Annotated in this window: 24 protein-coding genes, 1 pseudogene and 1 riboswitch; of the genes and pseudogenes, 12 read left to right on the top strand and 13 right to left on the bottom strand. The window is 62.2% G+C overall.

Features of this window, described 5'->3' with window-relative positions; translation table 11 throughout:
* Nucleotide 1: 1 nt before the first annotated feature.
* Entirely contained in the window at nucleotides 2-622 is a 621-nt protein-coding gene (locus ATN84_RS06460) for a LysE family translocator (RefSeq protein WP_068880683.1), read from the bottom strand.
* Nucleotides 623-694: 72 nt separating this feature from the next.
* On the bottom strand, nucleotides 695-1,387 hold the full coding sequence (gene tlpA / locus ATN84_RS06455) for a thiol:disulfide interchange protein TlpA (protein WP_068880682.1): 693 nt from the start codon (nucleotides 1,385-1,387) through the stop codon (nucleotides 695-697).
* Nucleotides 1,388-1,427: 40 nt separating this feature from the next.
* Between tlpA and argH the strand changes: the two genes are divergently transcribed.
* From argH to ATN84_RS06435, 4 genes are all read left to right on the top strand, one after another.
* Nucleotides 1,428-2,828 carry an argininosuccinate lyase gene (gene argH, locus ATN84_RS06450; RefSeq protein ID WP_068880681.1) on the top strand — a complete coding sequence of 467 codons (1,401 nt, stop codon included), beginning with the start codon at nucleotides 1,428-1,430 and terminating at the stop codon, nucleotides 2,826-2,828.
* Nucleotides 2,829-3,000: 172 nt separating this feature from the next.
* Nucleotides 3,001-3,186 (top strand): LPS translocon maturation chaperone LptM, encoded by a 186-nt coding sequence (lptM, locus tag ATN84_RS06445; protein WP_068880680.1) that lies wholly within the window; start codon nucleotides 3,001-3,003, stop codon nucleotides 3,184-3,186.
* A 39-nt stretch (nucleotides 3,187-3,225) separates the two neighbouring features.
* The gene (lysA, locus tag ATN84_RS06440; RefSeq protein ID WP_068880679.1) at nucleotides 3,226-4,491 is read left to right on the top strand and encodes a diaminopimelate decarboxylase; all 1,266 of its coding nucleotides are present in this window, start codon (nucleotides 3,226-3,228) and stop codon (nucleotides 4,489-4,491) included.
* 156 nt (nucleotides 4,492-4,647) lie between these two features.
* On the top strand, nucleotides 4,648-7,260 hold the full coding sequence (locus ATN84_RS06435; RefSeq protein WP_244491009.1) for a TIGR02302 family protein: 2,613 nt from the start codon (nucleotides 4,648-4,650) through the stop codon (nucleotides 7,258-7,260).
* An 87-nt stretch (nucleotides 7,261-7,347) separates the two neighbouring features.
* On the opposite strand, the gene hpt is transcribed toward ATN84_RS06435, so the two are convergent.
* On the bottom strand, nucleotides 7,348-7,884 hold the full coding sequence (gene hpt / locus ATN84_RS06430; protein WP_068880677.1) for a hypoxanthine phosphoribosyltransferase: 537 nt from the start codon (nucleotides 7,882-7,884) through the stop codon (nucleotides 7,348-7,350).
* Nucleotides 7,885-8,036: 152 nt separating this feature from the next.
* Nucleotides 8,037-8,321: a hypothetical protein gene (locus ATN84_RS06425; protein ID WP_068880676.1), complete on the bottom strand. Its 285-nt coding sequence runs from the start codon at nucleotides 8,319-8,321 to the stop codon at nucleotides 8,037-8,039.
* 238 nt (nucleotides 8,322-8,559) lie between these two features.
* On the opposite strand from ATN84_RS06425, the gene ftsE reads away from it, so the two are divergent.
* From ftsE to ATN84_RS06405, 4 genes and pseudogenes are all read left to right on the top strand, one after another.
* On the top strand, nucleotides 8,560-9,219 hold the full coding sequence (gene ftsE / locus ATN84_RS06420; protein WP_068880932.1) for a cell division ATP-binding protein FtsE: 660 nt from the start codon (nucleotides 8,560-8,562) through the stop codon (nucleotides 9,217-9,219).
* Between the two features lie 73 nt (nucleotides 9,220-9,292).
* A pseudogene (locus ATN84_RS06415) lies at nucleotides 9,293-10,204 on the top strand (cell division protein FtsX); the annotation flags it as partial.
* A 117-nt stretch (nucleotides 10,205-10,321) separates the two neighbouring features.
* Nucleotides 10,322-11,086 carry a YdcF family protein gene (locus ATN84_RS06410; protein ID WP_244490985.1) on the top strand — a complete coding sequence of 255 codons (765 nt, stop codon included), beginning with the start codon at nucleotides 10,322-10,324 and terminating at the stop codon, nucleotides 11,084-11,086.
* Nucleotides 11,087-11,243: 157 nt separating this feature from the next.
* Nucleotides 11,244-11,984: a lysophospholipid acyltransferase family protein gene (locus ATN84_RS06405; protein ID WP_425287378.1), complete on the top strand. Its 741-nt coding sequence runs from the start codon at nucleotides 11,244-11,246 to the stop codon at nucleotides 11,982-11,984.
* 6 nt (nucleotides 11,985-11,990) lie between these two features.
* Here ATN84_RS06405 and ATN84_RS06400 read toward each other — a convergent pair whose 3' ends face one another.
* On the bottom strand, nucleotides 11,991-12,527 hold the full coding sequence (locus tag ATN84_RS06400) for a gamma-glutamylcyclotransferase (RefSeq protein ID WP_068880674.1): 537 nt from the start codon (nucleotides 12,525-12,527) through the stop codon (nucleotides 11,991-11,993).
* A gap of 153 nt (nucleotides 12,528-12,680) precedes the next feature.
* Here ATN84_RS06400 and ATN84_RS06395 point away from each other — a divergent pair, with 153 nt between their 5' ends.
* Nucleotides 12,681-13,649 carry a DUF2125 domain-containing protein gene (locus ATN84_RS06395; RefSeq protein ID WP_068880673.1) on the top strand — a complete coding sequence of 323 codons (969 nt, stop codon included), beginning with the start codon at nucleotides 12,681-12,683 and terminating at the stop codon, nucleotides 13,647-13,649.
* A gap of 13 nt (nucleotides 13,650-13,662) precedes the next feature.
* Here ATN84_RS06395 and ATN84_RS06390 read toward each other — a convergent pair whose 3' ends face one another.
* Nucleotides 13,663-14,601, bottom strand: a complete 939-nt coding sequence (locus ATN84_RS06390) for a prephenate/arogenate dehydrogenase family protein (protein WP_068880672.1) — start codon at nucleotides 14,599-14,601, stop codon at nucleotides 13,663-13,665.
* Between the two features lie 5 nt (nucleotides 14,602-14,606).
* On the bottom strand, nucleotides 14,607-15,704 hold the full coding sequence (gene hisC / locus ATN84_RS06385) for a histidinol-phosphate transaminase (protein ID WP_068880671.1): 1,098 nt from the start codon (nucleotides 15,702-15,704) through the stop codon (nucleotides 14,607-14,609).
* Between the two features lie 212 nt (nucleotides 15,705-15,916).
* Nucleotides 15,917-15,995: riboswitch (SAM riboswitch) on the top strand.
* 56 nt (nucleotides 15,996-16,051) lie between these two features.
* Here hisC and metA point away from each other — a divergent pair.
* Nucleotides 16,052-16,990 (top strand): homoserine O-acetyltransferase MetA, encoded by a 939-nt coding sequence (gene metA, locus ATN84_RS06380; protein WP_068880670.1) that lies wholly within the window; start codon nucleotides 16,052-16,054, stop codon nucleotides 16,988-16,990.
* A 16-nt stretch (nucleotides 16,991-17,006) separates the two neighbouring features.
* On the opposite strand, the gene ATN84_RS06375 is transcribed toward metA, so the two are convergent.
* Both ATN84_RS06375 and ATN84_RS06370 read right to left on the bottom strand, forming a co-directional pair.
* On the bottom strand, nucleotides 17,007-17,768 hold the full coding sequence (locus ATN84_RS06375) for a class I SAM-dependent methyltransferase (protein WP_068880669.1): 762 nt from the start codon (nucleotides 17,766-17,768) through the stop codon (nucleotides 17,007-17,009).
* 41 nt (nucleotides 17,769-17,809) lie between these two features.
* Nucleotides 17,810-18,052 carry a hypothetical protein gene (locus tag ATN84_RS06370; protein WP_425287369.1) on the bottom strand — a complete coding sequence of 81 codons (243 nt, stop codon included), beginning with the start codon at nucleotides 18,050-18,052 and terminating at the stop codon, nucleotides 17,810-17,812.
* 312 nt (nucleotides 18,053-18,364) lie between these two features.
* Here ATN84_RS06370 and aqpZ point away from each other — a divergent pair, with 312 nt between their 5' ends.
* Both aqpZ and ATN84_RS06360 read left to right on the top strand, forming a co-directional pair.
* Nucleotides 18,365-19,051, top strand: coding sequence for an aquaporin Z (gene aqpZ, locus ATN84_RS06365; protein WP_068880667.1), 687 nt, complete (start codon nucleotides 18,365-18,367; stop codon nucleotides 19,049-19,051).
* Nucleotides 19,052-19,193: 142 nt separating this feature from the next.
* Nucleotides 19,194-20,435, top strand: a complete 1,242-nt coding sequence (locus ATN84_RS06360) for an MFS transporter (RefSeq protein ID WP_201026315.1) — start codon at nucleotides 19,194-19,196, stop codon at nucleotides 20,433-20,435.
* Between the two features lie 60 nt (nucleotides 20,436-20,495).
* On the opposite strand, the gene ATN84_RS06355 is transcribed toward ATN84_RS06360, so the two are convergent.
* The 4 genes from ATN84_RS06355 to ATN84_RS06340 all read right to left on the bottom strand — a co-directional run bounded on the left by ATN84_RS06355 (nucleotide 20,496) and on the right by ATN84_RS06340 (nucleotide 24,912).
* Nucleotides 20,496-21,212, bottom strand: coding sequence for a glutamine amidotransferase (locus ATN84_RS06355; protein ID WP_068880666.1), 717 nt, complete (start codon nucleotides 21,210-21,212; stop codon nucleotides 20,496-20,498).
* Nucleotides 21,213-21,291: 79 nt separating this feature from the next.
* Nucleotides 21,292-21,780 carry a tellurite resistance TerB family protein gene (locus tag ATN84_RS06350; protein ID WP_068880928.1) on the bottom strand — a complete coding sequence of 163 codons (489 nt, stop codon included), beginning with the start codon at nucleotides 21,778-21,780 and terminating at the stop codon, nucleotides 21,292-21,294.
* 171 nt (nucleotides 21,781-21,951) lie between these two features.
* Entirely contained in the window at nucleotides 21,952-23,538 is a 1,587-nt protein-coding gene (locus ATN84_RS06345; RefSeq protein WP_068880665.1) for a heme biosynthesis protein HemY, read from the bottom strand.
* Between the two features lie 12 nt (nucleotides 23,539-23,550).
* Entirely contained in the window at nucleotides 23,551-24,912 is a 1,362-nt protein-coding gene (locus ATN84_RS06340; RefSeq protein WP_068880664.1) for a COG4223 family protein, read from the bottom strand.
* Nucleotides 24,913-24,958 lie beyond the last annotated feature (46 nt).

The raw sequence follows: 24,958 nt of genomic DNA, 5'->3' as shown, positions 1-24,958 counted from the left end.
ATTATGACGAGCGCATCGTCGCAGTGGCGATACCGGCGCCGATCAGAAGCGTCCCTCCGGCACGGTTGAATATGCCGATGGCACGCGGATTACGGAAGAGACTGCGTGCCCGCGTCGCCGCAAGCGCGTAGCCGAAGGCATTGGCGAAAGCCAGCACCAGGAAAGTCGCCTCGAAGATCACGAGCTGCGTCATGAAATCCCCATGCGGATCGAGGAACTGCGGCAGGAAAGCCACGAAGAAGGTGATGCTCTTGGGGTTGAGCGCCGTCACCAGCCAGGCATGCGCCAGCATCCGCACCGGCGATGCGGTGTCCCGCCGCGCCTCGGCCTCCATCATCCCGCCGGCACGAAAAAGCTTGATCCCCAGCCATATGAGATAGGCGGCGCCGATCCATTTGACGGCGGTGAAGACCGTAGCGGACGCCGCCAGCAGTGCACCGACGCCGAGCATGGAAAGCGTCATGGCGGTGAAATCACCGAGCGCCACGCCGAATGCCATGGGAAGGGCAGTGCGCCATCCCTGCCCCAGCGCATAGGAGACGACGAGCAGCACGGTCGGCCCCGGAATCAGCAACAGAATTGCCGACGCGGCGGTAAAGGCAAGCCAGGTTTCGATGGTCATGAACGGCGCTCCGGATAATCAGAGCAGCAGCAATCCAGAAAAATCGCCGCCTGTCCAGCGCCTTTGCGGATCCTACTGGCTCATCGCCCTTGCCGCATCGATGAGCTTCTTCGCGTCCTCTCCGGCCCAGTCGGCGGGACCGTTCATCGCCGCGATCTGGCATCCGTCCTTGTCTACGATCATCGTGACCGGCAGGCCGAAGGCGAGGTTCTTCTTTTTCAGCTCGTTGAAGACGCCCATCGTTGGATCCCGGTAGATCTGCAGGGAATGAACGCCGATTTCCGAAAGAAACGCCTTCGGCTTCGTATCGTCGCCGGTATCGATGTTGATGGCGACGACCTGGAAGTCATCGCCGCCTTCCTCCGCCTGTAGCTTGTCGAGCGCCGGCATCTCCTCGCGGCAGGGCGCGCACCAGGTGGCCCAGAGATTGACGAGCAGCGTCTTGCCCTTGAAATCGGCAAGCGTCATCTTGGCGCCGTCAGGCCCGTTGAAGCTCAGATTTTGTACGGAAAGCGGCGTCTCGGCTGCGCGCATCGCCGCGACCGAACCCGTCGCCGCCGCGTCGAGCGATTTGGCGACTGCAGCCTTTATCGCGCACTGCCCGTCATCCGCCCTATCTTCGATTGACGCAGCGACATTGCCAGAGGACCGTTCCATCACGTATACCGCCACGGCACCGGCGATAAGGCCCGCGAGACCGGCAAGAAGGACGATCCTTCCGCTTCTCGGTTTTTCAGCTCTATCGTTTTGGTTGCCTGCCGCCATATCCGTTCTTTCTCGCGTTTCTTTCCAGAGGCATTCGACCATGACCGAACAAAAGTCCAGCAATGAAATGTGGGGCGGGCGTTTCGCTTCCGGCCCAGACGCGATCATGGAAGAGATCAACGCCTCGATCGGCTTCGACCAGAAGCTCTACGCCCAGGACATCCGGGGATCGCTCGCCCATGTCGCCATGCTCGCCAAGACCGGCATAATTGCGGCAGAGGACCGCGACAAGATCGTTGAGGGCCTGAACACGATATTGTCAGAGATCGAGAGCGGCAAATTCACCTTCTCGCGCAAGCTGGAAGACATCCACATGAACATCGAGGCGCGGCTGGCCGAGCTGATCGGTCCCGCCGCCGGACGACTGCATACGGCGCGCTCGCGCAACGACCAGGTGGCAGTGGATTTCCGCCTCTGGGTCAAGGATGAACTGAACAAAACGGCCGCCGCGCTCAAAAACCTGATCGAGGCTTTCCTCGAGCGGGCAGAAGAGCACACCGCAACGGTGATGCCGGGTTTCACCCATCTCCAGACCGCCCAGCCAGTCACCTTCGGTCATCATTGCATGGCCTATGTCGAAATGTTCGGACGCGATCTCTCCAGGGTTCGCGACGCCATTGCGCGTCTTGATGAATCGCCGCTCGGCGCCGCCGCCCTGGCCGGCACCGGCTTCCCCATCGATCGCCACCTGACGGCCACGGAACTTGGCTTCCGCGAGCCGACGCGCAATTCCATCGACAGCGTTTCCGATCGCGATTATGCGCTGGAGTTCCTCAGCCTTGCGGCGATCTCAGCCACCCACCTCTCGCGCCTTGCCGAGGAGATCGTCATCTGGTCGACGCCGCAGTTCAATTTCATCCGGCTCTCCGACGCCTTCTCCACCGGCTCCTCGATCATGCCGCAGAAGAAGAACCCGGACGCCGCCGAGCTGGTCCGCGCCAAGACTGGCCGCATCACCGGATCCCTCATCGGCCTTCTAACCGTGATGAAGGGCCTGCCGCTCGCCTATTCCAAGGATATGCAGGAGGACAAGGAAGCCGTCTTCGACGCCGCCGAAACGCTGGAGCTGGCGCTCGCCGCCATGGCGGGCATGGTCCGCGACCTGACCGTCAATACGGCCGCGATGAAGAAGGCTGCCGGCTCGGGCTATTCGACCGCCACCGACCTTGCCGACTGGCTGGTGCGCGAACTGGGCGTGCCGTTCCGCGAGGCGCATCACGTGACCGGGCGCGCCGTGGCGCTTGCCGAAGCCAGGAAATGCGATCTCGCCAAGCTGTCGCTGGAAGAGTTGCGATCGATCCATCCGGGCATCACCGAAGCCGTCTTCGGCTTCCTCACGGTGGATAAATCGGTCCGCAGCCGTAAATCCTTTGGCGGCACCGCGCCCGAGCAGGTGCGCCGCCAGATCCGCTATTGGAAAAAACGCATCGCCAAGGCATGAGCGTTGGCAAATTGCCCCTCATCCGCCTACCGGCACCCTCTCCCCGCACGCGGGGGGAGGGTTAAAGGTGAGAAGCAATTGGGACAACTAACAAAGCAGGGTGCAATGAACCTGCTTTTCCGCTACTACACGCTACTACATAAAGACAAATCAACGGTTCAGGACCAACCGCATGACCAGCCGTTCCTTCATCTCGACTCTTCTCCTTGTTGCCGCCCTCGGCAGCGCGCTCTCGGCCTGCGGCCGGCGCGGCGATCTCGAACCGCCACCCGCGTCCGTCATCACCGACGAGAATGGTCACACCAGGCCGAAACCGGTCGAGGACAAGCCCTTCATTCTCGATAAGCTGATCCAGTAGCCGCGGTAAATCGGCAGCGCCCACACGAGCATCAAGACCTTGAACCATTTCGACTACCATGACGGCGTCCTGCACGCCGAGAATGTCAGCGTTGCCGAGATCGCGCGCGCGGTCGGCACACCGTTCTACTGCTATTCGACCGCCACGCTCGCACGCCATTTCCGCGTCTTCTCGGAAGCTTTTGCCGATATGGACACGCTGGTCTGCTATGCGCTCAAGGCCAATTCCAACCAAGCCGTATTGAAGACGCTGGCAAAGCTCGGCTCCGGCGCCGACGTGGTGTCGGAAGGTGAATTGCGGCGCGCGCTTGCCGCCGGCATCCCTGCCGACAAGATCGTCTTCTCCGGCGTCGGCAAGAAGGCGGCCGAAATGGATTTCGCGCTTGACGCCGGTATCCGCTGCTTCAACGTCGAATCCGAGCCGGAACTGGAGCTGCTCTCCGCCCGCGCCGTCTCCGCGGGAAAGACTGCGCCCGTCTCGCTGCGCATCAATCCCGATGTGGACGCGAGAACGCACGCCAAGATCTCCACCGGCAAGGCCGAGAACAAGTTCGGCATTCCCTATCAGAAGGCGCGCACCGTCTACGCCAGGGCGGCAAGCCTGCCGGGTCTGCATGTCGCTGGCATCGACATGCATATCGGCAGCCAGATCACGGAGCTGCAGCCTTTCGATGATGCCTTTAAATTGCTCGCCGAACTCGTCGCCCAGCTGAAGGCGGACGGACACGCCATCGAGCATGTCGATCTCGGCGGTGGACTTGGTATTCCCTACCGTGCCGACAACAACCCGCCCCCCCTGCCGGATGCCTATTCAGCGATTGTCGCTAAGCACATCCGCCCGCTCGGCCTGAAGACGATCTTCGAGCCCGGCCGGCTGATCGTCGGCAACGCCGGCATCCTGGTCTGCGAGGTCATTTTTGTGAAGGAGGGCGACGCCAAGAACTTCATCATCGTCGATGCGGCGATGAACGACCTGATCCGCCCGACCCTTTATGATGCATTCCATGACATCCGCCCGGTCGTCGCGCCCAAGGACGGGCAGCATCGCATCCGCGCCGATATCGTCGGCCCGGTCTGCGAAACGGGCGATTATCTCGGCCTGGACCGCGACCTGCCCTATCCTCAGCAGGGTGATCTTCTCGCCATCATGACGGCGGGGGCCTACGGCGCGGTTCAGTCCGGCACCTACAACACACGATTGCTGGTGCCCGAGGTGCTGGTCGATGGCGATCGCTACCATGTGGTGCGTCCGCGAACCGGCTATGACGAGCTGATCGGCCTCGATTCCGTGCCCGATTGGCTCTGACGGCGGCAACTTCACGTTAAATAAACCAGAGTTGATACGGCTTTTTTCATGGCAAAGTCTCGTCTTTGCCATGATGAGTGCTATTCTAATGATAGTAGTGCTGCGTGCGCGCGGCTGATTTTGAATGAGGCGAGCATGGCAGATCGACGCGACGACATGCCCGAAACGGAAACCGTCGAGACGGCACCCCGCGACACGGCGGCGCTTGCCGCCATACGCCGGGTGCGTCGCACAGCCTTCCTCTCGATGACATTCGAGCGGCTATGGCCGCTCGTCCTGCCGCTTCTCACTCTCGCCGCCCTCTTCGCCGCCATTTCCTGGCTGGGCCTGTTCCGGCATATGCCGGGCTGGCTGCATATCGGCATGCTCGGCACCTTCGCCATTGCAGGGCTCGCAGCCCTTTATCTGCCGACGCGCCTACGCATCCCCACGCGATCAGAAGTCGACCGCCGCTTGGAAGCGGCCAATCTGTTGGTCCATGAGCCGATTTCGGTCCAGGCCGATGCGATGGCTTCGGGCAATCACGATCCTTTCGCCAAGGCGCTGTGGGAAGAGCATCGCCGCCGCATGGCCGAGAAGCTGAAAGACCTGCAGGGCGGCACGCCGCGACCGCGCATCCCCGAGCGTGACCCATGGGGCCTGCGCGCCGCCGTCGCCCTGCTTTTCGTCACCGCGCTTGCCTATGCGAGCGGCCCGTCCGGCGGCAGGATTTCCGACGCCTTTGACATCCGTTATGGCGCGGGCGGCGTTCCACCGCGCATCGATGCCTGGGTGACGCCGCCGCGCTATACCGGCCGAGCGCCGATCTTCCTTACCTCACAGGCCAGTACCGAGGACACCGATTTCACGGTCCCGCAAGGCAGTATCGTCGCGGTGCGGGTGATCGGCGGCAGCGGCAACGAAACGCTGACCGCCACCAGCGCCGATGGAACCGAACATGAGGTGCCCGCCGAGAGCAATGCTGCCCCTTCCGCATTATCGGACGGCAAGACCCCGGCGACACCTGCCGCTGTCAAGAATGCGCGCAATTTCCAGTTTCCGCTGGAAAGCCAGACCGGACTCACCCTTTCCGGCCGCGGCACGTTGGCCCACTGGTCCTTCGCCGTCATCCCCGACCAGCCGCCCCTCGTCCGCTTCACCAAGGAGCCGAGCCGTGCGCTGAACGGCACGCTGGAGCTTTCCTATTCCATTGATGACGACTATGGCGCGGCCAAGGGCCATGCCGAGATCGTGCCGGCAGAGCCGACCGCCGCCGGCGCCCACCCGCTCTTCAAGGCGCCGGACGTGCCGCTCGTCCTGCCTCGCCGCGGTGCGGGTTCGAAGGAAGCGACGACATCGAAGGATATCACGGAGCATCCATGGGCCGGATCGGAAGTGAAGTTGACGCTGGTCGCCGCCGATGATGCCGGACAGGAAGGCCGCAGCGAGACGAAGACCCTCGTCCTGCCCGAGCGTCCCTTCTCCAATCCGCTGGCTCGTGCGGTGGTCGAGCAAAGGCGGATGTTGGCGCTCGATGCCGACCAGCGCGACCGCGTGCTCGACATGCTGAGCGCGATCACCTTGCGGCCCCAGGACACGATCAAGAACGCAACGCATTATCTCGCCCTGCGCAGCATCTATTCCAGGCTCAGGCTCGCCCGCAATGACGACCAGCTTCGCGATGTCGTCGCCTATATGTGGCAGGTGGCGCGGGGCATTGAGGATGGGCAGCTGTCGGAAGCGGAAAAACGGCTGCGGCAGGCCCAGGAAGCCCTGAAGCAGGCGATCCAGAATGGCGCCAGCCCCGAGGAGATCGAAAAGCTGATGGCCGAATTGCGCCAGGCCATGCAGGAGTTCCTGCGTGAATTCGCCCAGCGCCAGCAGCAGAACCCCAATGCCCAGCAGATGATGGACCCGAACGCGCAGATGCTGACGCAAAGGGACCTCGACCGGATGATGGACCAGATCGAGAACCTGGCGAAGCAGGGCTCGCGCGATCAGGCGCAGCAGTTGCTCTCGCAGCTCGAAAACATGATGAACAACCTGCAGATGGGCCAGAACCAGCAGGGGCAGCAAGGCCAACAGGGTCAGCAGGGCCAGATGCGCCAGCAGATGAACAAGCTTGGCGATCTCATGCGCCGCCAGCAGGAGATGATGAACGAGACGTTCCGGCTGGATCAGCAGATGCAGGGCCAGCAAGGTCAGCAGGGCCAACAGGGACAGGAAGGCCAGCAACAGGGCCAGAATGGTCAGAACGGTCAGAACGGTCAGGGTCAGAACGGTCAGATGACGCAGGAGCAGTTGGCCGAAGCCATGCGCCGGCTGCAACAGGGCCAGGGCCAGCTCCAGTCGGAGCTCCAGCAATTGATGGATAGTCTCAAGGGCATGGGCATGGAACCCGGCCAGGAGATGGGCGAAGCCGGAGAATCGATGGGCCGTGCCGGCGACGCGCTGGGACGCGCGCAGGGCGGCGAAGCAACGGATGAGCAGGCCAATGCGCTCGATGCACTGCGGCGCGGCGCACGCAATATGATGCAGCAGATGCAGCAGGCCATGGGCCAGAACGGCCCCGACGGAAACCGCGGCCAGCAATCACCTGACGATCGTGATCCGCTCGGCCGCCCGCGCGCTACGACCGGCCCGGATTTCGGCGATAGCGTCAAGGTTCCCGGTGAAATCGATATCCAGCGCGCCCGGCAGATCCTGGAAGAGATCCGCCGCCGCCTCGGCAATTCGCTGAGCCCGCAGGTGGAAAAGGATTATCTGGAGCGGCTGCTCAAATTCGATTGAGCGGTGCCTGCCCTCCGCTATTGCTCCGGGCGTTCGTCGCGCAAAAAGCCAAATCGTGGGCTTCTTGTCCGCTACGCGGACTGCTCCTCACTCCTTCACCCAACCGACGAACGGCAACTGCCGGAAGGCATGGCCGACATCCATGCCATAGCCCACGACGAAATAGTCCGGGCATTCAAACCCCTTGAAATCGGCCTCGATATCGGTCTTGCGGCGCATAGACTTGTCGAGCAGTACGGCAATGGTGACACTGCGCGCACCGCGCTCCAGCATCAGATCACGCACGAATTTCAGCGTCTTGCCCGATTCGAGAATATCGTCGATCAAAAGCACGTCGCGCCCCGAGACATCGCTGTCGATATCGCGCAGCAGCCGCACCTGGCCGCTTTCAGTGCCGGCCCCATAGCTCGACACGGTGATGAACTCGACATGCGGCTCGACGCCCACATCATGCATGGCGCGGATCAGATCGGCAGCAAAGATGAAAGACCCTTTCAGGATCGAGATCACCAGCAGGTCGTGGAAATGCCGGTCAGAGATCTGCCGCGCCAGATCAAGGTTGCGTTCCGCGATCTCTTCCGCGCTGAACAGCGTTTCGATGGTCTTGCCGCCGACTTCTGGCATCAGATGATTCCTGCTTTGGTTTTTCCGCCCTGTCCTTACAGCATCGGCCCGAAAATCGGAATCGATTTTCAGAAAGCCTGATGCGCAGTTTCAATAACTTACAGAGCCGTGCTGGCGCACGGCTCTGTAGAGCATTTTGCAGCCGGATGAAATCACCTGAACAGCACATGGCCGCCCGACATCCAGAACGCACTGGAAGCAGCGAGCACCACCAAAGCCCAGTAAGCCGTGCCGGGCAATCGCCCTTCGGGGGACACGAAGCGGCGGCGGGTACCAGTCTTGAGGATCGCCAGGTGATCAGGTTCAAACGGCGCTGGGGCCGAAGACTGCATCACCCGCGGGCGATCGCCTTGCGGCGCGATGCTCTCGAACTCGGCATCCTCCACCACATTGTCAACCCTGAAGCCGGAGAAACCCTTTCGATCGCCTTCTGCCATCGTGCAGTCACATTCCCCCGTGCAATTCCGTCTACGGCGCCATGCGTCCTTTCCGGGAAACTGAAATCGGTTTTCAGGCCGATGCGCTTGGCAGGGGTTCCAGACTGACTGAAAATGGTTAACGTTTCCTCTTGTCCTTTTCCACCGCGAAGCAGGGAATTTAATGCGTGATTAACCATAGCATTCAATGCTCATTCCGGCTTATGAACCATCCCATGAAGTCCGGGACTATTGCATCGTGATTCGCTTCGAGAATGTCGGGCTGCGCTATGGTATGGGTCCTGAGGTCCTGCGTGACGTCAGCTTCCACATCCCGGCGCGTTCCTTCCAGTTTCTCACCGGCCCCTCCGGCGCCGGCAAGACGTCGCTGCTGCGCCTTCTCTTCATGGCGCTCAAACCCACGCGCGGCCTCATCAATGTCTTCGGAAAGGATATCGCCACGCTCGATCGCGGCGAGCTGCCGCTCCTGCGCCGCCGCATTGGCGTGGTATTTCAGGATTTTCGCCTTCTCGATCATATGACAACCTACGAAAACGTGGCGCTGCCCTTGCGCGTACGCGGCAAGGAAGAGGCGGCCTATCGACATGAGGTCGAGGAGCTTCTGCAATGGGTGGGTCTCGGCGAGCGCATGCGCGTGCTTCCCCCCGTGCTCTCGGGCGGCGAGAAGCAGCGTGCCGCGATCGCCCGCGCCCTGATCGACCAGCCCGAAATCCTGCTCGCCGACGAGCCGACGGGCAATGTCGATCCGCCGCTCGCCCGCCGCCTCCTGCGCCTTTTCGCAGAATTGAACCGCTCGGGAACCGCCGTCATCATCGCCACTCACGATCTGACGCTGATGGACCAGGTCAATGCCCGCCGCATGATCCTCGATCACGGGAGGCTCGACATCTATGAATGAGGTCATGCAGCGGCTCGATCTCGTCCGCGATGCCGCTTTCAGGCTGATCGAGGAATGGCGCAAGGGTCCAAGCCAATCGCCCATCGTGCCGCAGGGCAACGTCGCCGGCACTGCCCTCATCATCGTCATCGCCATCATGACTTTCCTCGCCTGCCTGACATTTGGCGGCGTTAGCCTCGTCCGTGATTCGGCCGCGGCCTGGCAAAGCCAGATCTCCAAGGAGGCGACAATCCAGATCAGGCCCGTCGAAGGCGAGGACATGGAAGCCCTTCTGGCCCAGGCGGGCAAGATCGCCCAGGGTTTTGCCGGTGTGACCTCGACCCGCGTTATCGACCGCGCCGCCACGGCTCGCCTGCTCGAGCCATGGCTGGGCTCGGGGCTCAACATCGATGAACTGCCGGTGCCGCGGCTGGTCGTCGTCTCGATCGATGAGGAATCGCCGCCTGACTTCGCCAATCTGCGCGCCGAGCTCGTCCGCAACGTGCCCGGCGCAAGTTTCGACGATCACCGCACCTGGGTTGACCGTCTCGTCTCCATGGCCCGCACCACCGTGCTGATCGGCATGAGCGTGCTCGCTCTCGTCATCGCCGCGACGGTGCTGACCGTCATCTTCGCCACGCGCGGCGCGATGGCCGGAAACGGCCATATCATCGAGGTGCTGCATTTCATCGGCGCCGAAGCGAAATTCGTCGCACGCGAATTCGAGCGCCATTTTTTCCGCACCGCCTTCAAGGGCGCGCTGTGCGGCGGCGGGGCTGCCGTCCTCATGTTCCTGCTGATTTCATGGTGGTCGTCGCGCAACCTGGCTACGCCGGAAGCCGACCAGGCGGCGGCGCTCTTCGGCAATTTCGCCATCGGCAGGGACGGCTATATCGGCGTGGCGATCATTATCCTGCTCGTAAGCGTGCTGACCATGATAACCACGCGTCTGACCGTTATCACGCAGTTGAAGGAGATGGACAACCGTGGATCGGAATCCATCTGATAAAGCACTCGTTAATTGTAGAAATGCCCTTGACCTCTCCTCACAGGAAGACGAAATTCTGTCTTCTCAACGTAATCACGGCTACCCTATGCCTCAATTCCTGAGTAGGGTTTGCCGATGGAAACGCATTTCGCCACGGCCGCTCCGGTGGAGAAAAGCACTCTGGAGCAATATGAAAAGGATCGCGCCTTTGTTTCGCGGTCCTCCGCCAAGCACCGTCGCCTGCTGACCCCTATCATGAACCGCCTGTTCGCCCGCCTCCGCAAATTCTTCCAGCCCGTCACCATCCTGCTGTCCATCTTCGTCCTGGGCTTCGCGGTTGGGTTCCTCGCCTTTTGCGAAAAGGTCACCAATATGCAGGAACCGGCCACCGTTCCGGTCGCCGATGGCATCATTGTGCTGACCGGCGGGCAGGCCCGCATCGAAACGGCGATCGGCCTCCTAAAGGAAAAGCACGGTAAGCGGCTTCTCATCAGCGGCGTGCACCCCTCTACGAAACGCAAGGCGCTGCAGCGCGTCACCCATGCCGATGAGGCCCTGTTCAACTGCTGCATCGATATCGACCGTTCGGCGCTCGATACCGTCGGCAACGCTACGGAAAGCGCCAAATGGATCAAGGCGCACGATTATCGCCGCGTCATCGTCGTCACCAACAATTACCATATACCGCGCAGCATGGCCGAATTGTCGCGCACCATGCCCGATGTCGAGTTCATCCCCTATCCCGTGGTCAGGACCGATCTGAACCAGGAGAACTGGATAAAGCAGGGCGACGCGCTGCGCGTGCTCATGACCGAATATATCAAATATCTGAGATCCATGGCGCGGGCGGCCATCTTCTCCTCGGCGACCACCGGCAACGCTGCTTCGCCAGGCCAGTGAACTCTCGCAAAAGTCCGCGCTTTGCGTCTGGAAAGATGAGGCGATCTGCTATATCGGTGTGGCCATTCCGGCATCTGCCCTGGGGCGCGCACGCTTGATCACCGTCATCCGTTCATTGCTGTTCAACACGGCATTCTATGCCAACATCATCATCCAGATGATCGTCTTCACGCCGATCTATTTCCTCATGCCGCGCAAGAAGGCGTGGATAGTGCCGAAGAACTGGGCCCTCTCCAATCTCTGGCTGCAGAAGATGATCGTGGGAACGGACTACGAGATCGAGGGGCTGGAGAACATCCCCGAGGGCGCCTACATTTGCGCGCCGAAGCACCAGTCTTTCTGGGATGTGTTCGCCTTCCTGCCCCGGCTCGACGATCCCGTGATGATCCTGAAAAGGGAGTTGATGTGGATCCCGCTCTTCGGCTGGTATGTCGCCAAGATGCGCATGATCCCGATCGACCGTGGCACCCGCGCCAAGGCGCTGCGCTCCATCACGCTCGGCGCGCAGAAGGCCATCGACGAAGGCCGTCAGATCCTGATCTATCCCGAAGGCACCCGCCGCCCGCCCGGCGCGCCGCCCCAGTATAAATACGGTATCACCCATATCTATGCCGAGCTGGGCCTGCCGGTGATCCCCATCGCCCACAATGCCGGCCTCTACTGGCCGCGCCGCAAGTTCCGCCGCTATCCAGGCACGATACGCTGCCGTGTGCTGCCGCCCATCGAGCCCGGCCTCGACAAGGAGGTGTTCTTCAAGCGCCTGATCGAGGTGACGGAAGCGGCTTGCGACGAATTGCTGATCGAAGCGGCGAAGGGCCCGAATCCGCCGCCCATGCCGCCTACCGCGATCCAGAGGCTGAAGGAACTGGGCGTCGAGCCGACGCGTACCCGGCAATAAAGCGGATCAGCGATCGCCCTTTGGCTTTTCCCCGATCATCGCGGCCACGCTTTCCAGCCAGTGATCACGGATGCCCATCTTGCGCAGGTGATCGACCGTGCTGGTGACATAATCGGCGTTTGGGCCGGATTGGCCCGAAGCCCCGACGACGATTTCCGCTGCCTTCTCCGCCGGAAGGGCGCCGGCATATTGCTGATGGCGCCGATCGGCGACATAGACCACCGCCTCCACCGAACGCCCGTCTTCCAGGCGCAACGGCAAATGCCTCTCCAGATAGACCTTGGTGACGAGTTCGCGGGCACGCAGATAGGCAAGCACCTCGTCGGTCAGATCGCCCGGCACCCGGAAGGCAAGGCCAAGGCATGAGCCACCGCGATCGAGCCCGAGCACCAGACCGGGATGCTGTGGTGTGCCGCGATGGATATGAGAGTGGATGCAAAGCGCCCTTCGATAGCCGTAAAGACGGGCATGGGCCGTTTCCACATGGGCAAAACCTGGCTTCCACATCAGGGAACCATAGCCAAATACCCAAAAATCGCCCATATCCATTCCAGTAACTGGCCAATAACTGATGTCCGGCACGCGCAATCGGGGTGCCGGTGATACCGCAAAGCAATTGCACTTAAGATCGATAACGGGGCTTCCTCCATGCCGTCAAGCGTCTCATCCAGAAGGAACAGAAAGGGTTTTCTGTTTTTGACAGCCGGCGTTCTCGCCGCAGTCATCGCCTATACGGCAGGCTGGTTCTATCTGGCGGACAAGCTGGAAGACCGCGCGAAAAGCAATCTGGCAGGACTTGGTGCGAAGGGCATCTCGGCCAATTGCGAAAACCTGCACACATCGGGCTATCCCTTCCGCATCGATATCGTCTGCGACAGCATTTCATGGCGGCGGCCCAATGCCGGCATCTCGTTCCTCGCCGGGCGCATCAGCTCCGGTTCGCCGGTCTATGCTCCGCGAAGCCTGACGAATGAAATCACCAGTCCCGCCTTCGTCGGAATCCCCGGCCTGCTGCCGCTCGAGCTGCGCTGGGACAAGCTGACGTCGAGCACCGAGCTCATCCGCCCGGTGCCTTCCCGCATCTCCACCACCGCCAAGGGCCTGCGCATCGGCGTGCGCACGCAGACCACCAGCGCAACGCCGCTCGCCGAAATCGACAATCTGCAGTTCGAGGCAAATGGCTTCAACGGCCCCATGCAAACGACGCTCAAATTCGATGGGCTGAAGCTCTCCGAGGCCACAGTCGGCGATACACCTGTACCGCCCCTGTCCGGATCGGCGAATATGCAACTATCCGACGCCGCAGCACTGTTCCAGCCAAGGCCGGGAGCGATCGAGGAGCGCTTGCGCGGACAATCCGGCGAGATCAGGCAGGCGACGCTCTCCCTGCCATCGGGGGGATCACTGACGCTTTCCGGCCCGTTCTCGGTCGATGAGCAAGGCGTGATCGACGGCACGTTCCGCATGAGCCTCACCAACCCGTCCGCCCTTGCAGAAGCGGCGCGAGCGGCCTTTCCGGATCAGGAGCGCAACATCTCAACGATCCTGTTCGCCCTCTCGGCCATGCCGAAGGACGAAAACGGCGCGCCGACCATCACCGTCGATGTCATGCGCGGCAAGGCGAGGGCGGGCTTCATTCCGTTGGGAACTCTGCCCGCCCTTTAGGGCTTGATCCGACCTAATTGCTTCCAGTTCTGGACACGGCCGCCTGGCGGCCGAAATCGGGCGCATCCACTTCCTGCCCCGCCTCGATGATGCCACGGCGCACCGCACGTGTCCGCGTAAACAGCTCGAACAGCGCGTCACCATCACCCCAGCGGATGGAGCGCTGCAGGGAGGCAAGATCCTCGGAGAAACGACCGAGCATTTCCAGGATCGCGTCCTTGTTGTTCAGGCAGACGTCGCGCCACATCGTCGGGTCGGATGAGGCAAGCCGGGTGAAGTCGCGAAAGCCGGAAGCGGAGTATTTGATCACTTCCGATTTCGTTACCTGCTCCAGATCGCTCGCAGTGCCGACGATGTTGTAGGCGATCAGGTGCGGCAGATGCGAAACAATGGCCAGCACCAGATCATGATGCTGCGGATCCATCCGGTCGACCCGCGAGCCGCAGGCCTCCCAGAAAGCCGCGAGTTTCGCCAGAGCTTCCGGATCAGTCTCCGGCAGCGGCGTCAGGATGCACCAGCGATTGGTGAAGAGCTCGGCAAAACCCGCATCCGGACCCGAATATTCCGTGCCCGCCAGAGGGTGGCCAGGGATGAAATGTACGCTTGTCGGCAGTGCTGGCTGCATCTGCGCGATGACGGAGGCCTTCGTCGAGCCGACATCGGTGACAATGGCGCCGCTCTTCAGATTGTCGGCGATCTCGAGCGCAACCAGACCGGAGGAACCGACCGGCACCGAGACGATGACGAGATCCGAGTCCCCCACGGCTTCCGCATTGTCGGTTGTATAGCTGTCGCCCAGCCCCAGCTCCTCGGCTCGCTTCAGTGTTTCCGCGCTGCGCGTGGCGATGGCGATGCTGCCCGCCAGCCCTTCACGTCGGATGACCCGCGCCAGCGACGATCCGATGAGGCCGATCCCGATCAGCGCTATTTTCTCGAAATGGATATTGGACATTCTCTTTACTTCAAAAAATCGGACAGGGCGGCAACGACGCCGCGATTGGCTTCTTCCGGGCCGATGGTCAGGCGCAGCGCGTTGGGGAACCCGTAAGCCCCGACACGGCGCAAAATATAGCCCTTCGAGGTCAGATAGGCGTCCGCCTTCTCTGCCGATTTCTCGGGATCGTCAGGGAAATGCACCAGCAGGAAATTGGCGACCGATGGCGTGACCCTTAAGCCCAGCGCCGTCAGCTCCGCATCGAGCCATCTGAGCCATTTGTCGTTGAAGGCGACCGACATCTCGACATGCGCCCGGTCGCGGACTGCGGCCGCACCCGCCGCGATCGCGGCGCTGTTGAGATTGAACGGCCCGCGCAGCCGGTCGACGGCATCGATCACATGCGCAGGCGCATACATCCAGCCGATGCGCAGGGCGGGAAGGCCATGGATTTTGGAGAAAGTGCGCGTCATCACCGCATTCTCGTTCGACGACACCAGTTCCACCCCGGCTTCGTAATCATTGCGTCGGACATATTCGGCATAGGCTGCGTCGAGCACCAGAAGCACGTTTTTCGGCAGGCCGGCATGCAGCCGCCGCACCTCCTCGAAAGGCAGGTAGGTGCCGGTCGGATTGGCCGGGTTGGCGATGAAGACGATTTTCGTGCGCGGGCTGACCGCCGCCAGAATGGCATCGACATCGATGCGCGCGTCCTTCTCCTTGACCGTCACAGGCGTCGCGCCCGCAGCAAGTGTCTGGATCTTGTAGACCAGGAAGCCGTGTTCGGTGATAACAGCTTCGTCGCCCGGCGCCAGATAGGTCTGCGCCAGCAGGCCGAGCAGTTCGTCAGAACCGTTGCCGCACATGATGTTGGCGGGGTTGAGCCCCTGCGTCTCGGCAATGGCGTCCTTCAGCGCCTTTGCGTGGCCGTCGGGATAGAGCGCCAGCCGATGCGCCGCCGCCTGATAGGCTTCGATCGCCCGCGGGCTCGGCCCCAGTGGCGTCTCGTTGGCCGAAAGCTTGTAGACCTTCGCCACACCAGGCGCGGTCTCCTTGCCGGGCACATAGGCTGCGATATCGAGAACACCGGCTTTCGGGCTGGGACGGTCGGGCGAAATCATCGGGTGGTCCTATCAGAGCAAATCCAGAAAAATGCAAAGCGGCTTTCCCGGGAAAAGCGGGAACCGCTTTCCCAGCGGACCTTGCGTAAAAACAAAATCCAGGGCCGCTTCCTTTAGCCCATCAACTCCATTGACGCAAAGGGGCGGCAGGCTTAAAAGCACCTCAGAGCATGATTCCAAAAAGTTGTAGACTTTTCGGATAAAATCATGCGGCTAGGAATTGTGGTGATTTGGCCGGCCGGCTTGCAGCCACGTAAAACAATTTGCTAAAAAGGCCGATGGATACATGAATCCATTTGGACCGGCCGCGATTTCGCTGCCGGTTTTTTTGTTTTGGAGCTTGTGCGATGCCGATCAAGATTCCCGATGAGCTGCCAGCCCACGAAGTGCTCGTGCGCGAGGGTGTGTCCGTCATGGACGAACGCACGGCGCTGCGTCAGGACATCCGCCCCTTGCAGATCGGGCTCCTCAACCTCATGCCGAACAAGATCCGCACGGAAACGCAATTCGCCCGACTGATCGGCGCATCGCCGCTTCAGGTTGAGCTGACGCTGGTGCGCATCGGCAATCACAAGGCCAAGAACACGCCCGAAGACCACCTCATCACCTTCTACCGGACGTGGGAGGAGGTCAGGTCGCGCAAATTCGACGGCTTTATCGTCACCGGCGCCCCCGTGGAGCTTCTGGCCTATGAGGACGTCACCTATTGGGACGAGCTGGCGCGTATCTTTGACTGGACGACATCGAACGTCCATTCCTCCTTCTTCATCTGTTGGGGGGCGATGGCCGCCGCCTGGCATTTCCACCGTATTCCCAAGCACACGTTGAAGAAGAAGGCTTTCGGCGTCTTCCGTCACCGCAACAACGCGCCCGCCTCGCCCTATCTTGCCGGCTTTTCGGACGATTTCGCCATTCCCGTCTCGCGCTGGACGGAGGTGCGCGCCGCCGACATTCCATCCGGTTCTGGTCTGGAACTGCTGATGGAATCGGACGAGACCGGCCCCTGCCTGCTCACCGAGGCGACCGGCAACCGGCTCTATATGTTCAACCATATCGAATACGACTCCACCTCGCTCAAGGAGGAATACGACCGCGATGTCGCCGCCGGCGTGCCGATCGAGGTGCCGCACGAATATTACCCCGAGGACGATCCCCTGCGCCAGCCGCTCAACCGCTGGCGCTCGCACGCCCATCTGCTCTTCGGCAACTGGATAAACCAGGTCTATCAGACCACGTCATATGAGCTGGAAAACATAGGCATCGCTCCGCAGCCCGCCATGAAGTAAAGGCGGGGCAGCTTCGTCAGACGCCGATTTCCCCATCCGGTCGTTTCCGGTGCATGGCCGATCCCTGCGGCGCAAGCACGGGAACGAAGACGCGGCGCGAGGAGCGCTGTGCCACCGGCAGCCCCTGATAGAGCCGCTTATAGGCCTCGACGATCAGCACGCCCCCGAAGATCGGCCACAACCGCCGGCCGGCCCTTTCCACCAGGGCGGATGGACCCTGCATCCAGCGATGTGCCGCAGGCGGGAAATGCAGCGCCTCCACCACCGTTCCCGCGGTGAAATTGGCTTCCCGCAGCACGCGGACGAGCTGACCGCGGCTATAAGGCCTGCCGCTGCCGAAGGGCGTGTGCTCGAATCGCGCCCAGACGCCGCGGCGGTTGGGCACGACGATCACCAGCCGGCCGTTAGGCGCAAGCACCCGCCACATCTCTTTCAACGTCTCGCTCGGATTTTCCGAATGCTCCAGCGCATGCACCAGCAGGATGCGGTCGACGGACGCATCCGGCAGCGGCAGTTCCTCGTCGAAGACGAGCGCCGTGGCGCAGGCCTCCATGGACGGCCAGTTGATCGCCCCCTGCCCCGCCGGCATGAAGGCGAAGGTCCGCTCTGTATCGGCGCGGAATCGGTCGAGATAGGGCAGCGTATAGCCGATGCCGACCAGCCGCTCTTCCGGCAGTTTCGCCCATAGCGGCGACAGCGCCATGACGATCGAGCGCTCGGCCAGATGCCCCAGATTGGAAGCGTAGAAGGACCGGAATTCGATAATATCGAGATGCATGCCCCGCGCCCCGCGTCATGACCGCCCGGAATGATACCGCGTCATTTCCAGCAGCCGAGATTCCTACCTCGCAGATTGTGCGAATCGATGTCGACCAGCAGACGGGGGTCGAGACGCATCAGCGCCAGTGTCGTGCGCTGCTTGACCTCGATTTTCTGCCAGCCGGCGCACTCCTTCGGCAACTCAACCGTTTCGACGGAGAGTTTCTCCGACCACGCCGTGGCCTGGCAGCCCGACAGGCCAATCAGTAGAGGCAGGGATAGAACACCAACGAACTTGCGCATATATCCGTGACCTGCCGACATTCCAATCATTTCGTCCTCCGAGTTTCAGGCGCCCCCGCGAAACCCGATTACGTCTTCAACGAATTCCATACATACACGGTGACGGATTTCCCGTCGATTGCCTGATCGCGCAAAGCCTCGCAAGTTTTTGATTGGAAGGGCTTTGAGTTAATCTGTTTTCATCATTTTGCAGTGTTTTTTCGATAAATTTGCGGCCAATCTTTCAGTATTGCCGGCAGTAAGAAGCCGGAATATGTTTCTAACATATTGATTCGCATCTCAAGACAGCGCCTGTCTACTGGGGGATTAAGCATGTTAAACAAACTCTCGGCCGAATTCTTCGGCACTTTCTGGCTTGTCTTCGGTGGCTGCGGGAGCGCCATCCTTGCCGCGGCATTCCCCGATCTGGGCATCGGCTTCCTGGGCGTGGCGCTGGCTTTCGGCCTGACCGTGCTGACGATGGCCTTTGCCGTCGGCGGCATTTCCGGCGGCCATTTCAATCCAGCCGTCTCGCTCGGCCTTGCCGTTGCCGGCCGCTTCGACTGGAAGAACCTGATCCCTTACTGGATCGCTCAGGTCGTCGGCGCCATTGCCGCCGCCGCGGTGCTCTATCTCATCGCCTCCGGCAAAGCCGGCTACACGCCGGGCGGTTTCGCATCCAACGGCTATGGCGAGCTTTCGCCCGGCGGTTACAACATGACCGCGGCGCTGGTCGCCGAAATTGTCCTGACCGCCTTCTTCCTCGTCGTCATTCTCGGCTCCACCGCATCGACCGCTCCTGCAGGCTTTGCGCCGATCGCCATCGGCCTTTGCCTGACGCTGATCCATCTGGTGTCGATTCCGGTGACGAACACCTCGGTCAACCCTGCGCGCTCGACCGGAGCGGCACTCTTCGCCGAAACCGCGGCGCTGGGCCAGCTCTGGCTGTTCTGGGTGGCGCCGCTGATCGGCGCGGCCATCGGCGCCATCATCTGGAAGGCCCTGATCGGCAAGGATTGAATCGGACGCCGATAAGTGAAACAAAAGACCGGCTATCAGCCGGTCTTTTTTTGTCCCTGTCAAAGTACCGCCTTCGATCTGGACATGAAGCGGTTTTCGCCGAATATTCCCAGCCACATGCATCCAGATAGAGAATGCAGCAATGATCTCTCCTGAAGCGAGCGCATCCGCCGACCGCTATGCCGCTTTCCGCCATTCCTCTTTCGCAAAATACTGGCTGTCCCGCTTCGCCAGCGCCTTCGCCACGCAGATCGTCAGCGTCGCGGTCGGCTGGCAGATCTATGATCTGACCCGCGATCCCTTCGACCTCGGTCTGGTCGGTCTTGTCCAGTTTCTGCCGGCCCTCCTCCTGGTTCTGGTGACCGGAGCCGCCTCCGACCGTTTCGGCAGGCGGCTAATCATGGGCACGACGCTTGCCATCGAAGCCGCGGCCGCCGCCTTCCTGCTCTTCCTCACATTATCGGGGCTGTTTGCGCCGCTGACGGTTTTCGCCACGCTCGCCGCCTTCGGCGTTGCGCGCGCTTTTCTCGGTCCGGCTGCCGCCTCGCTGGTCGTCAATCTGGTGCCGACCGAAACCTTCGCCAATGCCGTCTCATGGAATGCCTCGGCCTGGCAGATCGCCACTATCATCGGCCCGGTGGCAGGCGGCCTGCTCTATGGCATTTCCCCCGTCGTCGCCTATACGGTCGCCACGCTCCTCCTGGCGCTCAGCGCGATCCTCATCTTCGCCATCCCGAAACCGCATCAGCACACACCCTCCGAAAAGCCGTCGCTCGAAACCATGCTCGCCGGCTTCCGCTATATTTGGAAGGAAAAGGTGGTGCTCGGCGCTATATCGCTTGATCTTTTTGCCGTGCTTCTCGGTGGAGCGGTGGCGCTTCTCCCGGTCTATGCCCGAGACATCCTGGAGCTCGGTCCATGGGGCCTTGGCATGCTGCGCGGGGCGCCAGGCGTCGGCGCCATACTCACCGCCGTCTGGCTCACCGGCCATCCTGTGCGTGATCACGCCGGCATCATCATGTTCGTATGCGTCGGACTGTTCGGCCTCTTTACCATTCTCTTCGGCGTTTCGACGGTCGCATGGCTCTCGATCGCAGCCCTCGCCCTGTTGGGTGCGGCCGACATGGTCAGCGTCTATATACGCGAAACACTCATGCAGCTTTGGACGCCGGACCATGTCCGTGGCCGCGTCAATGCGGTCAACATGGTGTTCATCGGCGCATCAAATGAACTGGGCGAATTCCGCGCCGGCTTCATGGCGGCGTTGATCGGCACGGTTCCCGCCGTGGTGTTCGGCGGAGTGGGATCGGTTGCCGTGGCCGCGCTCTGGGCCTACTGGTTTCCGCAACTGCGCAAGGCGCGGCACCTGCAGGGAAGGGTCTAGGCATTTTGCAGCCAAGGTGGAATCACCCGGCGTCGCATAAATGCGGCAAAGTAGGGCAGATCAGACGCAGCGAGCGGCGACACAATCCGCCGTGCCGAAAATCCGCGTCAGGAATGCCACGAGCCAGGCCCTCAGGGCGGCATCATGGATGAGTCGCCCCTCCAGATGCATGCGCCCTTGCTGCGCACCGGTAAGCGCGAACCGGTGCGCCCCGCGCACCACCCAGCGATGCATCATCACCTGCGTCAGCTCGGCATGGAACTGCAATCCCCAGGCATGAGAGCCGTAACGGAACGCCTGGTTGGGATAGACATCGCCGGTCGCAAGCAGGGTCGCGCTGCGCGGCAGCTCGAAGCCCTCGCGGTGGAAATGATAGACCATCTGCGGCCACTGTTCCATCAGCGCCCGGCCGTCCTCGGTGGCGCGCAGCGGATACCAGCCGATCTCGACCTGACCCTCGGGATGTGGCGCAACGCTCGCGCCCAGATGATTGGCCAGCATCTGTGCACCAAGGCAGATGCCGAGAAACGGCTTCTCCTCGCGCAACGGAACGGCCAGCCATTCGGTCTCGTGCTTGACGAACTCCTCCGGATCGTTGGCGCTCATTGGCCCGCCGAATATGACCGCGCCCGCATGCTCCTCCAGCGTTTCCGGCAAGCGGTCGCCGAGCGGCGGACGGCGGATATCAAGGTGGAAGCCTGCCGCTTGCAGCAGGTGGCCGACGCGACCGGGGCTCGAATGCTCCTGGTGCAGGACGATCAGGATTCTCGGTGACATCCGTGATGGTTCGTGACCGGAGAGGCTTTTCGCAAGGCCGCTGGACGATCTCGGCTCACGGAACATCACAAGCCTCCCCTCATTTTGCCTTTGTTTTGGTCTTGGTGGCAGCGATCCTCGCCGCCACGGCATGCTTCAATGTCAGGCGTTCTCGCGACGAAACACCGATCAGCTCGGCCACGCGCCACATTACATTGTCCTCGATCTCGTCGACCTCGCCGTCGGCATAGGCGATTTCCCACATCAGCTCGATGAAACGGATGCGCTCCTGCTCGTTGAGATGACGCTTGATCACGCTGGTGAAGCTGTAGAGATCGATCGCCTCCTGGTCTGCGGCTTCCGCCGCCTCCAGCAGTTCGTCCAGTTCGCCGCCCTTGAGCTGATAGGCTTCCGAAAGCGTTTCCGCTATGCGCTTGCGCTCCTCGTCGTGGCGATCGCCATCGGCATCGATGACGTGGAACATCAGCGCCGCGACCGCCAACCGGGGATCGTCCTTGCCGAAGCCCTTGCCGCTCCTGTCCTCCCCGAAAGGCAGTCCCTTCAAAAAAGTCAGAAGACGATCGAACATCAATACCCCGCGCAGTGTTTCGCTCAATCCATATTAAGAGCTGTTCCAGGAGAAATAACCTGCAACGGCGGGGACGCCAACCCGGCAATCGCCAGGCTTGACGGCTGCAGGCGTCGCGACCGGTCGACCGTGACCGGAATGCAACGCCCGATGCCGCCCCGCCATGTGCGATCAGAACAGACGGTAGCGCGCCTGCTTGTCTCCCGCCTTCTCTTCCGGCGCCACGCCCGGGTCGTCCACGACAAGCATCTTCACCTCATCCTCGTCAGCCGGGGATGCGGCCTCGCCAACCGGCTTGGCCTTCACTGGCTTCGGCTGCGGCTTGGGTTTTTCGCCCTCAACGACCGTCACGGCGCCATCACCGCTGGACGGCTGCGGAGCAACGGGCTCCGGTTCGATCACAACAGGCACGTCAGGCGTTTCGGGCTCGGGCCCCCGCACTTCTTCTTGTACGTCGATCACCGGCGCAAGCTGTTCGACCGGCACCTTCCATTCGAAGGCATTGAGCCGGCCCGTCACCGGTGAGACGGGGGCCCATTGCTCCGAGACATAGCCGTCCGCCGTCCAGGCCGGGTCGCGCGGCGCCTTCACCGCACGCGACAGCCATTGCCGCACGCGACCCTGATCGCCCGTCTGCGCTTCCTCGATATCTGCGAGCAGCAGATAGGCGCTCTCGCGCGGCGCCATGCGCAACACGGCTTCGGCGTTTTCGCGCGCCAGTGCATATTCGCCGGCATCGAGCGCGGCATGGGCCAGCGCCAGGCTCGCCTCGGGATTGTTGGGCCTGAGCGCAAAGAGATGGCGCGCCCGCTTCAGCCGGTCATGGGTGGAATCGCCCGGCCGGGCATGCACATAGGCCTGCGCGATATCCGGATGCGGGCTGTTCTTCCAGGCGGTTTCAAGAATTTTCGAGCCCTTGCGCAGATCGCCCTGCCGGAACAGCGCCCGGGCGGCGATGACGGCGGCGGGGATGAGATCCGGCGCGAACTTGTGTGCTTCGAGCGCGGTCGTCTTGGCCGCCAACGGATCGGAATCGAAGACTGAAATGGCCTTGGCAGTGAGAAGCGCGGCGCGTTCCTTCCTTGCCGTTTCCTTGTCGGTCTGCTGGCCCGCCTTGCGCGCATCGAGGAGCTTGAGCGCCTCGTCCCAATCGCCTTCCGCGCCGAGCCGCCCGAGAACGGCGCTCGACGCCCATTCCACATGCGGCGCAAGTTTCGATGCCTCGTCGGCATAATGCTGCGCCGCATCGCGTGCGCCGGCACGCTGCGCTTCGAGGTAGAGACCGCGCAGGCCGAGGAGCCGGGTTTCGGGATCGTCCAGCATCGCCTCGAATGTCCCGCGCGCATCATTGGTGCGGCCTTCGAGCATGGCGGTTTGTGCTTCCAAAAGCTTGATCAGCGGCTCCTGGTCGACATTGAGAAGCTTGCCCGCCTGCTTGGTCATGCGGCGCGCGGCTTCGGCGTCTCCCGCCCCGGCAGCGATGAGGCCAGTGGAAAGCGATTGATACCCCCGGTCGCGCTTGCGCGCGCGGAAGTGCCGCTGCAGGGCATAGGGCGAACGGATGATGCTCTTGATCAGCCACCAAGCGAGCATCACCGCCGCGACGACTGCGACGATCGCCGTGGCAGCCACCATCAGCGTCACCTCGTAGCGCATGCCGGCGAAGGTGACGACGAGATCGCCGGGCCTGTCCGCCAGCCAGGCGAAGCCGCCGCCGAGCACCAGAACCAGAAGAACGAAGAACAGGATACGCAGCATCAATTCGTTCCCTTAATTGGCCGAAGGCGTGGCGGGCGAGGCAGGCGCGGGTTTGAGCGCGGCGGCCAGCGTCCGCGACACCAGCGCGTCGGTATCGCGGCGGGCTTTCATCTCATCGGCGAATTGCGCCGAAGCTGCTTTTGCATTCTCTGGCAGCGTCTCCCATTCCGCGATGGCGCGGTCGAGATCGCCGGCTTGCAACGCCGATCCGATGCGCGCCGTGATCGCGCCCACGCTGTCGCCGCTGACCTCCCCGACCGGACGAACCTTCACCAGGCTCTTGGCGCTGGCCATCAGCTGATCGAGGAAGCCGGCATTGGCATCCACGTTTCGCTCGGTCGAAACGATCCCATTCGCCACCGCGTCGAACCGCGCGTTGAGATCGGCAATAGTGGGAACACCCGTCCCGGCGAATTTCCGGAGCGCCTCGATATCCCCGGATTGCGGCGCCACCGACGCATAGGCATCGAGTTCAGCGGTGAACGAACCGCCCCGATCAATCGCCGATTTCAGCGCCGTTGCCGCGATCGCCGCCGCGACGGCCGGCTGGCGCGACTGATCCGCGACTTGGGCTTCCAGCGCTGCAAGTTTCGACTGGATATCGCTAATGCCGCCGGAATCCTGTGACGCGGCAGAGGCTGCCTGTGCTGCCTGGGTTTCAACCGACGCGACCTTTTCCTCGAGCGCCGCGATGCGGTCGGTCAGTTCCTGCGCCGGTGCGGCACCCTCCCCGGCAGGCTGCGCCTCGACCGTTTGCTTCAACGCGGCGATATCCGATGCCGTGCCCTGCGCCTGCTGGAGCGCCTGGCGGGCGGCCTCGTGCGCCTCGGTCAGTTGTGCCCGGCTCTGCTCGTCAAGCCTTGTGGCGGGTGCCGCCGAGCGCAATTCGCCAACTTCCTGCTCGATGCGGGCCAGCCGGTCCGCGGAGGCACCCGCTCCCGGCGAGGGGATGACGTTACCCCATTGCAACGCCGCCGCGCCGGCCAGCGCGATGATGCCGCCTGCGACGCCGGCGGCCAGATGAGAAAACCCTCCCCCACCGTTCGAGGCCGGCTTTGCCGGTGCCTTGGCGGCTGCCCGACGGCTTGACGCAGAAGCCGTTGCGGAAGCTTGCGCCTTTGGCTTATCGGCGAAAATTTCTTCCGTTTTCATGCCTGTCGTATCCGTTTTCGCCGCGCCGGGTTTCACGGCGGAGGCTTTCAACTTCTGGCTCAAATCGCCGACCGGTTCGGCCGGAGGCACTTGCTTTGGATCAGACCCCGGCTTCGCATTCGCCTCGGGCTCTGACACGCGCTTCACCTGCGATGGATCGAGATCGATGGTGACCGGCTTGCGGACCGGCTTCGAGTGACGCGATGTTCCGGATTTCGCCATGGTGCCTCTCGTCTTCGGAATGGGATATTCATTCAGGAACTTAACA

Origin of the sequence: Paramesorhizobium deserti (assembly GCF_001558695.1) — a bacterium.
Lineage (GTDB): Bacteria > Pseudomonadota > Alphaproteobacteria > Rhizobiales > Rhizobiaceae > Paramesorhizobium > Paramesorhizobium deserti.
Note: the sequence above shows the minus strand (reverse complement) of the source record. Positions and strands in the feature narration are given on the sequence as shown.